The organism is Streptomyces sp. NPDC032126, assembly GCF_055580085.1.
Genome location: NZ_JBVIMA010000016.1, coordinates 15,224 through 25,190 on the forward strand (window position 1 = coordinate 15,224; position 9,967 = coordinate 25,190).

Below are 9,967 nucleotides of genomic sequence, written 5' to 3' on the forward strand. Positions count from 1 at the left end.
CGCCCCGAACGGAGAACCCGATGACCGACCCGAACCCCCGCCGCTGCGGCAACGACCCGCGCGCCCGCTGGACGCCTGGCGACCGCCAGGCCGTCGAGAACTCCAAGGCGTACCTTGCCGACCAGACCGCCCTCCGCGACCGCATCGCCGCAGCACTCATCGCACGCATCAAGCAGGCGCCCATGGAACCCGCGCAGCCGTGGGGCGGACCGGTCGGTTCACTGCTCGCCGCCACGGAGTTCGACCTCGCCGACGCGGTGCTGGCGGTGCTGCCCGAGCCCACAAGCCGGGCCGCCGTCCTCCGCGAAGCCGCCGACGCCGTGGCCGCCCTCGATCCGGTGGAGGCCGCGCTCGCCGGACAGAACGCCTGGGCAGACGCTGCCACCCTGCTGCGTCGGATGGCCGACGAGACGCAGCCCGACACCGAGGCGTGCGGCCGGACGCGGGACATCAGCGGCAACGAGTACCCGCCGTGCGCGCGCAAGCTCGGCCACGGGGAGGCGTACTGCCGCAGCAGCGACGGCAAGGCGTACTTCCTCGCAATCGACGCCGACCAGCCCGCCGCCGGGGCGCGGCAGGGCGGGGCGCAGCAGTCGTGACCGTGTTCGCCATCACCGTCAGCCTGGCCGGGGGCTACCTCCTTGGCCGGGCCCGGCCCGCACGCCGTGCTTCCAACTGGGCGAACTGGCAGAAGTACGACCGATCCACGCGCCGCCACAGCGCCCGCTGGTGGACCGTCTGGGCCGTCCTGTCCGCCGAGAACATCGGCTGGCTGATCGCCCACCCCGTGCAGGGCTGGCACGCCTGGCAGCACCGCAACGACCCGCCCCCGCCCCGCAGCCCTGCCGTGCAGATCGACCCGGACTGGGTGGCCAAGCGGCAGACGGGAGGCGCGTCGTGATCGCCGAGGCCATCGACACCGCGCTGAGCCTCGGTTGGGCTTTGGTGGTGTGGATCGTGCTCGTGTCCCTCGCCGCAACGTGCGCCCTGTATGCGGTGCTCGCCGTCACGGTGTGGGTGGCGGTCGGGGCGTGGCGGGCCTGTCGCGGCGCCTGGCGGGCGCTCAGAGCGCCGCAGACCCGTTTCCGCGACTCTCGCGACGCCGGAGGAGATGAACGGCCCGCAGACGGGCGCACAGCGCCTCACGCCCCCTCATGGGCACGCGACGACCACGACTACCAGGAAGCCGCATGACAGACACCCGCAAGACCGGCGCCATCGGCGTCGGCATGCCAGCCGTCCTCCACCTCAACGCCTTCGGCCGCGAGATCAACGAAGCATTCGGCCACCTGCCCTACCTCGTCGGTTCGGCCGCAGTCGGCAAGCAGTGGCGGGACGTCGACGTCCGCCTCATGCTCCCCGACGACGAGTTCGACGCGCTCTTCCCCAACCACGTCAAGCCCGGCCGCTGCGACGGCAAGTGGTCGCTCCTGTGCGCCGCCATCAGCGAACTCGGACGCATCCGCACCGGGCTGCCCATCGACTTCCAGATCCAGCGCAGCAGCGACGCCAACGAGCAGTACGACGGCGTCCGGCAAGCCCTCGGCCTGCACTACACCCAACCCGCCTGACCGCCCGCCGCCTGTGCCCGGTCCTCGGCCGGGCCAGGCACACCCACCACAACCGGAGCACACCATGACCCGCAAGAAGACCGGCCGCCGCACCAGCGGAGACCCCCGCAAAACCGGCGGCGACATCGCCGGCCCCGGCGGACCCCACGACCGCAACAGCGTCATCGTCGACATCACCAACGCCGTCCTCCTCGACCACAGCGACGTCTGCCTCATGGAGACCAGCAACGGCAGCCCCGTCCTCGCGATGCTCCTCGAAGGCCGCATCAACAAAACGCCGGACCGCGCCCGCAACCTCTACCTCCTCAACGAAGACGGCGCCGCCGCACTCGTCACCGAACTCCTCGCCCTCGCCCACCGCATCGGCCCCGAATTCGGCGAACGCTTCACCACCCGCCTCCACCACCTCCTCGACACCGACGCCTTCACCGGCCACCAGGGAGACCCGTCATGACCGAGAACCGCCACCCGAGCACCACGCACCTGCTGCGCTACTTCGAGTACAGCCACCTGCCCGAGCGCCTCCAGGAATTCAGCGCGCCGTTTGCCGAGCTGGCGCACGAGATCGTCGACCACCTGCCCGACGGCCCGGAGCTGACGGCCGGTCTGCGCAAGCTGCTGGAGGCGAAGGACTGCATCGTCCGCGCCGCCGTCGACCAGATCCGCGACGAGGCGGACGCAGCCGAGGAGCAGCCGTGATGGCCGCCCGCACGCTGGCCCGCACCTACACCGCCGGCGCACTCAACCCGCCTGACCAGACCCCAGGAGTAGCCGTGCACTTCCGTGTCACCGCCGCAGAAATCGCCCGCGCCCTCACCGCCCGAGGCCACACCAACTCCCTGACCGGACCCGCCTGGAGGGCCGGACACCGCACCACCCAAGCCAGCCCCACCACCGTCCGCGTCTGGCACGACGGCCCCGACGAAACCGACCACCTCGACCGCTACGCCGCCGCGCTCCGGACCGCGGGCTACACCGTCACCCTCGAACGCCCGACCGGGAAGCGGCCCTCACTGCGGGTCACCCAACAGCCCAAGGAGAAATGATCGTGACCCGGCCGCCGCTGCGCTGGCAGCCCGACGACCGGTGCGCGGAGATCCTCGCCGCCTACGCCCGCCGCCGCGAACCCTGGCGATCCGTCCTCCGCCGCGCCCTCATCCTGTTGGCCCGCGCCGACGGAATCCTCGACACCCGCGGCCGCATCCCCCGCCAACCCGGACCCGGGAGACGACCGTGAGCCGCGACCTCACCCGCCGACAGCGCGAAGTGCTCCTCCACGCAGCCAACGGCAACACCAACACCCAAATCGCCGGCTGGCTCGGCACCACACCCAAAGCCGTCAGCAATCTCCTCGCCCGCGCCTACCACCGCCTCGGCGCCAGCGACCGGGCTCAAGCCGTCGCCATCGCACTCGCCGTCGGAGAGCTAGGCGTCCACCAGATCTACATCCCCGACCAGCAGCGAGAGGCAGCCGCATGACCGGCCAGCAGCAGCCCGCCTACGGCTGCACCATCGACGGGCAGCCCGCCCTGCCCATCCTGGTCAGCGAATACAACCAGCTCATCGCGAGGCTCGCCGAGGCCGAAGCCAAGCTCGCCGCTGCTAGGAAGGCTGCGCGCGGGATCGGTGCGTGGGGCGTCCTCCAGGCCATCGAGAACGCTGGTCAGGACGCCCACAACGCCGGCCCGTCCGTTGCCGAATGTGCCGCCAACGACCGGCGCTGGTGGGACGCCGAGAAGGGCAGCCAGCCGTGACTGCCCCGGACCGCCAGCTCACCTTCGACGAGCTCTGCGACCTCGGCGCCGAATGGCTCCACGAACCGTGTGAGCCGCGCTGGCGCGACATACGCGGCCAAGGCCTCACCGCCTGGTCCCTCGCCCGCATCGAAGACGTCCAACTTGTCGGCGACTACCTGTAACCCACCGCCCCGCCGCACCGCCCAGCAAGGAGCACCCGTGTACGACGACGACGCCCCGTCGCCCCGCTGTGTGATCTGCCCCCGCCAGCTCCTCGACCACGAGGCCGGCCGGTTCATCTGCTCGATCTGCGAGCAGCGCATCGACCGCGACCTGCGCGCCATCGCCGGACCCGCCGGCCTGTACGCCCGGCTGTGCCTGCGCATCCAGCCCGGCCGCCGCGGCGGCGACGGAGCCGCCGTCTCCGGCACCCCCGGCCGCGGCGTCCCGCCCGACCTGGAGATCCTCAGCCTCACCGCCAACGGGGGCATCGTGTCCACGCTGGAAACCTGGGTCGAGGACTGGGCCACCTACGGGCTTGCCATTCACGGCAGCGGCGGCCGCCTCCAGCACCGCGTCGACCAGGCCGTCGAAACCCTCCGCCGCAACCTCACCCGCGCGGCATCCCGGCACCCGGCGCTCGACGAATGCGCCCACGAGATAGGCAAGATCCGCCGCCAGGCCGAGGCGATCATCACGGGGGAGCGGAAGCCCCGCACCATCACCGTCGAATGCCCCTGCGGCACCGCCACCAGCGTCACCATCGACACCGACGGCTTCGAATGCCGCAACTGCTGGGCGCAGTACGGGCACTCGGAGGCGCTCCAGTTGCCGCTCGCCGAACGGCGGGCGGCATGATCCGTACCGGTAAGTAGCCGTACAGGCGGGCGAATTGTGACTTCATCAGATTCGGATATTCATCAACCCTTCATGCCGTCAGAATGGTGAATATCCGGTTACCTCCTGGCCAAAGACGGCCCCAGAAGACGGGACTCTTGGTGACCGAACCACCGCTGCACGACCCGCGGCGCCGCTTCAACAGCGCCGAAAGGACCGCGCTCTACCTCGCCGCGGACGGCATCTGCCAGTCCTGCGGAACGGAACTCGAGCCCGGCTGGCATGGAGACCACGTCGAGCCGTACTCCGCTGGCGGGCCCACCGAAATCCTCAACGGGCAGGCACTCTGCCCCCAATGCAACCTGCAGAAAGGCGCCACACACATGAGGCTTCGCAAGTGGCAGGAAGACGGCCTTCGTAAGTTCCTCGGCACGAACAGCGACTTCCTGGCGGTTGCGACCCCCGGCGCTGGCAAGACCACTTTCGCGGTCCAGGCAGCCAAGGCGATGATCGACAGGGGTGAGATCTCCAACATCATCGTCATCGTGCCCACCGCCCACCTTCGCGGCCAGTGGGCCAAGTCGGCCAGCAGGGCAGGCATCAAGCTGGACTCCAACTTCGTCAACCGCAACCAGCAAATCGCCCGCGACTTCGATGGCGTCGTAGCCACCTACCAGTCCGTCGCTGCCAGCTCCCTCCTGTGGCGCAAGCTCGCCTGCGATCCCCGCAAGCCCACGCTCGTCATCCTCGACGAAGTCCACCACGCCGGCGACGCTGAGCACCTCACCTGGGGCACCGCACTATCGGAAGCTTTTAGCGACGCATACAGGCGACTCTCACTCTCCGGGACCCCGTTCCGCAGTGACCAGAAGGCCATCCCGTTCCTGAACTACGACGCCGCCCGGCGCGTGGTAGCGGACGTCAACTACGACTACGGCATGGCCCTCCAAGACCAAGAAGTCGTCCGGCCGGTCGCCTTCCCCGCCATGGACGGCGAGGCTAGATGGCGGTTCGCCTCCGAGCACCCGATGGCCCAGAAACTGTCGGAGACCGACCAGAGCACCATCGCCGCCGCACTCAAGGCGGCCCTCGATCCAGCTGGCGACTGGATCCCGTCCGTGCTTGTCCGAGCGCACGACGAACTCGAACTCATGCGCATGGACAAGCCCGACTGTGGCGGCCTCGTCGTCGCCACAGACCAGGCCGCCGCCCACGCCTACGCCGAGATCCTCCGCCGCCAGACCGGGGAGCACGTCGACATCGCCGTCTCCGACGACCCGGCCGCGTCGAAGGTCATCGAGAACTACAGCAAGAGTGACTCCCGGTGGCTCGTCGCGGTGCAGATGGTTTCCGAGGGTGTTGACATCCCGCGGATCGGCGTAATCGTCTACGCGACCCGCATCCGAACGGAGATGTTCTTCCGTCAGGTCGTCGGCCGTTGTGTCCGGAAGCAGGGTGACGAGGACGACATGTGCGCCCGTGTCTTCATTCCCTCCATCAGCCAGCTTCTCGGCTTCGCTGCCACGATCGAGCGCACCGTCGATGCTGTCCTCGCCGATGAGGAGAGCAAGGTCCGCCAGGCGACAGCCGAAGGCGAAGGTTCTGAGCGGGCGCTTCCCAGGGTCCCGGAGGTCATCGGCTCATCCACCGCCGCCCACGCGTTTACGATCAACAGTGGCGACGCTTTCGACGAGTCGGAACTCCTGCACGCCCGACGCCTCGGCCAGCAAGCTGGTCTCCCGCCCGGCACCGAGCCCTCGGCCATCGCTCGTCTCCTCAGGCTGAGCGGGACGAGCGCCAAGCCCGGCGCCGCTCCAGAGCCGCAAGTCGAGCAGACCCTGTCTGAGCGGAAGCTGGAGGTTCGCAACCTCATCAAGCGCAAGGTCGGTCAGCTCAGTCGCATGACGCGTAAGCCGCACAGCCACATTCATGCGGAGCTCAACCGGGCATTCGGCGAGCGGTCGATCGACCAGGCCACGATCGACACCCTCAGTCAGCGGCTTGTCGTCCTCGACCGGTGGATCGAGGGTGCATGACGACACGCTCACCGAAAGCGAACGCTGTGTTGGTACAGGCGTTGGGCAGCGGCATCCGCTCAACTGGAAACGGCTTGGCGGACCTTCCAGCCCTGCTACGTCGGGTCATGGAGGAAGAAGCTTGGCGGGCGTTCGTTACCCCGATGGGGAGGCTCGTCGAGTATGAGCGCTTCATCGACTTTGTGACGACCCCGCCGACAGCTGGGCTCGGCGCCACGGTGGATCTGATGCGGAAGATCGTGGCGGATGATCCGGTCGCTAGCGACTTGCTCGATAGGGCGCTCAGCGGGCGTCAGGGTAGGCGGACGGACCTCTTGGATAACATACAAGAAGTTGCGGACCAGGCCGCCCCGTCGGGCACCTCCAAGGAGGCTGGCCTCCGTCGTCTTCGTAAGGACCGCCCGGACCTGCATGCCGCAGTCCTCGCCGGCCGCCTCTCCACTCACGCAGCCATGGTCAAGGCAGGCTTCCGGAAGCGGAAGATAAGCATCCCGGTCACGAGCGCCGCAGACGCCGCCAAGGCGCTCCGTCGAAACCTGCAGCCGGAACAGGTGAGGGAGCTTGTCAAGCTCCTCACCGACGAGGACTGAAATGCGAAGGCCCCCGATCCGCATGGCGGATCGGGGGCCTTCGTGTGTCGTCACGCGGCGGGCTGGCCGCTCCCCGGGCAGGTCTCCGTCCCGGTGCCGTTCCGCTGATGCATCGTCGTTGGCGTTCCGGGCTCCGAGCCCACCCCCGCCCCGCACTCCGGACAGGTCCCGGCTAACTCGCCCGGGTCGAACCGTTGACCGTTCACAATGCCCCCTCACTCGATGAGATCGCGCAATCACACAATGCGCCCGAAGCGAGGAAGCGAACAGGGCTTAAACCAGGCGAACGAAAGCGCGCTCGCCATTGTGGAAGAACACGGTCAGCCCCGCGCTGCTCTCGTCCTCGCGAGACGACCACACCTCGATGCGTTCCGTATCGGCCGGCTCCGACGCGCCAATGAGCCCAGCCAGCCACGCATCCAGCGACCCGGTTGCTGGGGCCGCAACGAACGCGGGCGGACCCGCCTGCACTGGAGGCGTCGGAGCGTCGTGTTTGGCGCCATCGGCCAGCTGCCCGATCACCTGCCAGCGAGACTCCCGGCCAGCGACCGTAGCCGCCAGCGCATACGGGTGCGGGCCCTTCTCCAACACCTCCACCCGCTGCACGTCAGACGAGTTTTTCAGCAGGTCAACGAGGTGATCGCGGAAATCCGCGGGGCGCATGGGGCAGTCCTTTCGGCGGTGGCGGTGGCCAGTCTACGAGGGTAGGAGTGAGAGGGAAGACGTTGGGCAGAAGGTGTCGGCGAGGCCCGCGTGGATGCGGTACAGGAGACCCAAGCCGGTGCGATTGAGGGCCCCACCCGGCGCACGGGTGAGGCCCCAGGAGAACAGCTACAGCTCGGTCAACTGATACAGGTCGGGCAGCTCCGGCAGCGGCACCCCCAGTGCACGCCCCAGCATCGACCGCGCCACCATCTCCCACTCGGCCTCCGGCCGGCCCGATGGGCGAACGAAGAGCAGCGATCCGTCCCCGCGGATCGCTGCGCCGCCCGTGAATCCGGGCTCGCAGTCGAGCACCGAGACGGCCACGCCGAACTCGGCGAGCAGGTCGTCAAGAGGGGCGTCCATCAGGCGGTCGACCGACGGCTTTCGCTGGGGAATGGTGCAGCCCTGCGCTACAGTCATGGGCAGACTCCAATCTCTGCTGGGATTGAGTTGCTGTCGGCGGGTGGCGACCCGCTGGTTCTTCGGCCGGACGGTGGCAACCGTCCGGCCGTTTTCGTGCGCAGCCCTACGCACCCAACCCCTGTTCGGGGGTGTGTGGCGGCTGGCACACTTACCGTGCACCCACTCCTTCGAAGGAGTCAAGCGGGTCGCAGAATTCGCCCACTTCGCAGTGACTGAAAAGAGGTAGCTAACATCTTCGAAGAAGTCGATCGAGGAGGACCAGTGGCACCACGCAAGGGGGAGCCGGGACGGTTCCTGTACAGGGAGCTCGCTGCCGAGTTCCGCGCCCAGATCCAGTCGGGCGCACTGCCCCCTGGTGAACTGCTGCCCAGCGAAGCGACCCTCATGGAGGGGCGCGGCCTCGCGCGGTCGACCGTGAGGCAGGCATACGACCTGCTGAAGGCTGAAGGACTCGCTGCGAGCAGGCAGGGCAAGGGCGTCTACGTCCTCGATCCGAAGAAGATCATCCGCAACGCACAGAAGCGCCTCTCTCGCGACGTCTGGGAGTCCGGCCACTCCATCTGGAGCGTCGACCTAGAGAACCGCGAGCCAGAAGTGCAAGTCGACGTCGCACCGGACGAACTGGCCCCCGACCACGTTGCGGCCGTGCTTGGTGTCGATCGAGTGTGCCGCCGGCGTCGCGTCTTCTCGCTCGATGGCCGCCCCCTCCAGCTGGCTACCTCGTACCTTCCTGCCGATCTGGCAGCCGAAGCGGGTGTCGATCGTTTGAACACCGGCCCGGGCGGCTCCTACGCCCGGCTCGCGGAAGTGGGAAGACGTCCAGTCGAAGCCACCGAGCGGCTCCGCGCCAGAATTGCCATGCCGGATGAGGCTGAACAGCTCGGCCTCGGTGCAGGCGTCTCGGTGATCCTCATCGAGCGCACCGTCAAGGATGAGGCGGGCGTCGTCCTGGAGGTCAACGAGATGACCCTCGACGCCGCGAAGTACATCCTGGAGTACGACTTCAAGCTCTGACCTGACGTTTCATCGCCCCCGCAGGTGCCATCTGCGGGGGCTTTTGCGTGTGCCCGCGACGCTGCGAACTCAGTTGACTCAGCGAGCTTGACGACTCCTTCGAAGGAGTGCCATGGTTGTCCATGTCGGAACTCCTTCGAAGGAGTCGTCTATAGCCGTTGGAGTGCGCGTGAAGACCGAAGCCCAGCCCCCAAGCACCTCAGGAGCCAATCAGCTCTTGAACGCCAAGCAGGTTGCCGAGCGCCTGCAGGTGCACGTCGCCACCGTCTACCGCCTCGCCGAGAGCGGACGACTGGAGGCGATGCGCCTCGGCTCCGGCGAGAAGCGTCGCCGCGGATTCCGCTGCTGGGAGTCGGCCGTCGACGCATACCTCTGCGAGTCCGTCATCGCCCCCACCAATGAGGAGGTGGCCTGATGACCACCGCGACATACTCGCCCGCCGACGTTGCCGCCCACGTGGCCGCCCAAGGCCCGGTCCGCACCGGGAAGCCGTCCCGCCCGCAGCGCACCGTGCTGGAGCGGTTCCCGGCGGGTGCCCCGCGCGGCAGCTGGCCGGCGGAGGAGTTCGCGCAGCAGCAGCGCCGTGAGGGCGTGGCCGCCGAGGTCGTCATGGACCTCGCGTCGGACAGCTACCTCGTGGTGGTGGCCCGATGACTTTCCAGCTGAGCAGCGAGGAGTGGCGCCGTATCGAGCGGCAGCTGGCCAACCACAACGGGGCCACCCGTATGGCCGTGAGCTTGGTCGAGGCCGAGCGTCTCATGATTGCGCGGGCCACGGCCGAAGCGGTGATCCGCTCGGTGACCGAGGCGCCCGAGGGCGACCGGCTGATCCGCCTGTCCGCCACCGACGTGCAGACCGGGCTGCGGCTCGCGACCGGCTTCGTCAACTACCAGGCCAACGGCCGGCCGTCCCTCCGGCTGGTGACGCCGTGACCGACGCCGAGCTCGCCCGCCTGCTGGAGAAGCTCCGCCGCGTCAACGAGCGCAGCAAGCACCCGCTGCCGAAGTAGCACCCCTAGACCGCCGCGTCGCCGGTCTGACAATCCCCCCGTCCCG

General features: G+C 68.6%; 20 protein-coding genes. 18 read left to right on the plus strand and 2 right to left on the minus strand.

Going from position 1 to position 9,967, the window contains the following annotated elements; translation table 11 throughout:
* Positions 1-20 precede the first annotated feature (20 nt).
* The 14 genes from ACZ5NW_RS36385 (at position 21) to ACZ5NW_RS36450 (ending at position 6,770) form a co-directional block, all read left to right on the plus strand.
* Positions 21-599: a hypothetical protein gene (locus ACZ5NW_RS36385; RefSeq protein WP_468748323.1), complete on the plus strand. Its 579-nt coding sequence runs from the start codon at positions 21-23 to the stop codon at positions 597-599.
* Entirely contained in the window at positions 596-901 is a 306-nt protein-coding gene (locus ACZ5NW_RS36390; protein ID WP_468748324.1) for a hypothetical protein, read from the plus strand. Before ACZ5NW_RS36385 ends, ACZ5NW_RS36390 begins: the two co-directional genes overlap by 4 nt.
* Positions 898-1,194 carry a hypothetical protein gene (locus ACZ5NW_RS36395; protein ID WP_468748325.1) on the plus strand — a complete coding sequence of 99 codons (297 nt, stop codon included), beginning with the start codon at positions 898-900 and terminating at the stop codon, positions 1,192-1,194. The genes ACZ5NW_RS36390 and ACZ5NW_RS36395 overlap by 4 nt, the downstream gene beginning before the upstream one ends.
* A complete protein-coding gene (locus ACZ5NW_RS36400) occupies positions 1,191-1,571 on the plus strand; it encodes a hypothetical protein (RefSeq protein ID WP_468748326.1) in 381 nt (126 codons plus the stop codon). Before ACZ5NW_RS36395 ends, ACZ5NW_RS36400 begins: the two co-directional genes overlap by 4 nt.
* Positions 1,572-1,635: 64 nt before the next feature.
* A complete protein-coding gene (locus tag ACZ5NW_RS36405; RefSeq protein WP_468748327.1) occupies positions 1,636-2,025 on the plus strand; it encodes a hypothetical protein in 390 nt (129 codons plus the stop codon).
* Positions 2,022-2,270: a hypothetical protein gene (locus tag ACZ5NW_RS36410; RefSeq protein WP_468748328.1), complete on the plus strand. Its 249-nt coding sequence runs from the start codon at positions 2,022-2,024 to the stop codon at positions 2,268-2,270. The genes ACZ5NW_RS36405 and ACZ5NW_RS36410 overlap by 4 nt, the downstream gene beginning before the upstream one ends.
* Complete coding sequence (locus tag ACZ5NW_RS36415; protein WP_468748329.1) at positions 2,270-2,617, plus strand: hypothetical protein; 348 nt, start codon at positions 2,270-2,272, stop codon at positions 2,615-2,617. The genes ACZ5NW_RS36410 and ACZ5NW_RS36415 overlap by 1 nt, the downstream gene beginning before the upstream one ends.
* 2 nt (positions 2,618-2,619) lie before the next feature.
* A complete protein-coding gene (locus ACZ5NW_RS36420; RefSeq protein ID WP_468748330.1) occupies positions 2,620-2,808 on the plus strand; it encodes a hypothetical protein in 189 nt (62 codons plus the stop codon).
* Entirely contained in the window at positions 2,805-3,050 is a 246-nt protein-coding gene (locus ACZ5NW_RS36425; protein WP_468748331.1) for a helix-turn-helix domain-containing protein, read from the plus strand. Before ACZ5NW_RS36420 ends, ACZ5NW_RS36425 begins: the two co-directional genes overlap by 4 nt.
* Positions 3,047-3,325: a hypothetical protein gene (locus tag ACZ5NW_RS36430; protein WP_468748332.1), complete on the plus strand. Its 279-nt coding sequence runs from the start codon at positions 3,047-3,049 to the stop codon at positions 3,323-3,325. Before ACZ5NW_RS36425 ends, ACZ5NW_RS36430 begins: the two co-directional genes overlap by 4 nt.
* The gene (locus ACZ5NW_RS36435) at positions 3,322-3,489 is read left to right on the plus strand and encodes a hypothetical protein (protein WP_468748333.1); all 168 of its coding nucleotides are present in this window, start codon (positions 3,322-3,324) and stop codon (positions 3,487-3,489) included. The genes ACZ5NW_RS36430 and ACZ5NW_RS36435 overlap by 4 nt, the downstream gene beginning before the upstream one ends.
* A 37-nt stretch (positions 3,490-3,526) precedes the next feature.
* On the plus strand, positions 3,527-4,165 hold the full coding sequence (locus ACZ5NW_RS36440) for a hypothetical protein (RefSeq protein WP_468748334.1): 639 nt from the start codon (positions 3,527-3,529) through the stop codon (positions 4,163-4,165).
* Positions 4,166-4,305: 140 nt separating this feature from the next.
* Positions 4,306-6,180, plus strand: a complete 1,875-nt coding sequence (locus tag ACZ5NW_RS36445) for a DEAD/DEAH box helicase family protein (protein ID WP_468748335.1) — start codon at positions 4,306-4,308, stop codon at positions 6,178-6,180.
* Between the two features lie 107 nt (positions 6,181-6,287).
* A complete protein-coding gene (locus ACZ5NW_RS36450; protein ID WP_468748336.1) occupies positions 6,288-6,770 on the plus strand; it encodes a hypothetical protein in 483 nt (160 codons plus the stop codon).
* Positions 6,771-7,043: 273 nt separating this feature from the next.
* Here ACZ5NW_RS36450 and ACZ5NW_RS36455 read toward each other — a convergent pair whose 3' ends face one another.
* A complete protein-coding gene (locus ACZ5NW_RS36455) occupies positions 7,044-7,433 on the minus strand; it encodes a hypothetical protein (RefSeq protein ID WP_468748337.1) in 390 nt (129 codons plus the stop codon).
* Between the two features lie 168 nt (positions 7,434-7,601).
* Complete coding sequence (locus ACZ5NW_RS36460) at positions 7,602-7,895, minus strand: hypothetical protein (RefSeq protein WP_468748338.1); 294 nt, start codon at positions 7,893-7,895, stop codon at positions 7,602-7,604.
* A 264-nt stretch (positions 7,896-8,159) separates the two neighbouring features.
* On the opposite strand from ACZ5NW_RS36460, the gene ACZ5NW_RS36465 reads away from it, so the two are divergent.
* The 4 genes from ACZ5NW_RS36465 (at position 8,160) to ACZ5NW_RS36480 (ending at position 9,844) form a co-directional block, all read left to right on the plus strand.
* Complete coding sequence (locus tag ACZ5NW_RS36465; protein ID WP_468748339.1) at positions 8,160-8,912, plus strand: GntR family transcriptional regulator; 753 nt, start codon at positions 8,160-8,162, stop codon at positions 8,910-8,912.
* Positions 8,913-9,129: 217 nt separating this feature from the next.
* Positions 9,130-9,327: a helix-turn-helix domain-containing protein gene (locus tag ACZ5NW_RS36470; protein WP_468748340.1), complete on the plus strand. Its 198-nt coding sequence runs from the start codon at positions 9,130-9,132 to the stop codon at positions 9,325-9,327.
* A gap of 41 nt (positions 9,328-9,368) precedes the next feature.
* Positions 9,369-9,566: a hypothetical protein gene (locus ACZ5NW_RS36475; protein ID WP_468748398.1), complete on the plus strand. Its 198-nt coding sequence runs from the start codon at positions 9,369-9,371 to the stop codon at positions 9,564-9,566.
* Positions 9,563-9,844 carry a hypothetical protein gene (locus tag ACZ5NW_RS36480; RefSeq protein WP_468748341.1) on the plus strand — a complete coding sequence of 94 codons (282 nt, stop codon included), beginning with the start codon at positions 9,563-9,565 and terminating at the stop codon, positions 9,842-9,844. The genes ACZ5NW_RS36475 and ACZ5NW_RS36480 overlap by 4 nt, the downstream gene beginning before the upstream one ends.
* Positions 9,845-9,967: the final 123 nt, after the last annotated feature.

What these genes read in the sequence shown, in the direction of transcription:
- ACZ5NW_RS36385 (WP_468748323.1), top strand. Translation starts at nt 21, where the DNA reads ATGACCGACCCGAACCCCCGCCGCTGCGGCAACGACCCGCGCGCCCGC.
- ACZ5NW_RS36400 (WP_468748326.1), top strand. Translation starts at nt 1,191, where the DNA reads ATGACAGACACCCGCAAGACCGGCGCCATCGGCGTCGGCATGCCAGCC.
- ACZ5NW_RS36405 (WP_468748327.1), top strand. Translation starts at nt 1,636, where the DNA reads ATGACCCGCAAGAAGACCGGCCGCCGCACCAGCGGAGACCCCCGCAAA.
- ACZ5NW_RS36410 (WP_468748328.1), top strand. Translation starts at nt 2,022, where the DNA reads ATGACCGAGAACCGCCACCCGAGCACCACGCACCTGCTGCGCTACTTC.
- ACZ5NW_RS36415 (WP_468748329.1), top strand. Translation starts at nt 2,270, where the DNA reads ATGGCCGCCCGCACGCTGGCCCGCACCTACACCGCCGGCGCACTCAAC.
- ACZ5NW_RS36430 (WP_468748332.1), top strand. Translation starts at nt 3,047, where the DNA reads ATGACCGGCCAGCAGCAGCCCGCCTACGGCTGCACCATCGACGGGCAG.
- ACZ5NW_RS36450 (WP_468748336.1), top strand. Translation starts at nt 6,288, where the DNA reads ATGGAGGAAGAAGCTTGGCGGGCGTTCGTTACCCCGATGGGGAGGCTC.
- ACZ5NW_RS36455 (WP_468748337.1), bottom strand. Translation starts at nt 7,433, where the DNA reads ATGCGCCCCGCGGATTTCCGCGATCACCTCGTTGACCTGCTGAAAAAC.
- ACZ5NW_RS36460 (WP_468748338.1), bottom strand. Translation starts at nt 7,895, where the DNA reads ATGACTGTAGCGCAGGGCTGCACCATTCCCCAGCGAAAGCCGTCGGTC.
- ACZ5NW_RS36480 (WP_468748341.1), top strand. Translation starts at nt 9,563, where the DNA reads ATGACTTTCCAGCTGAGCAGCGAGGAGTGGCGCCGTATCGAGCGGCAG.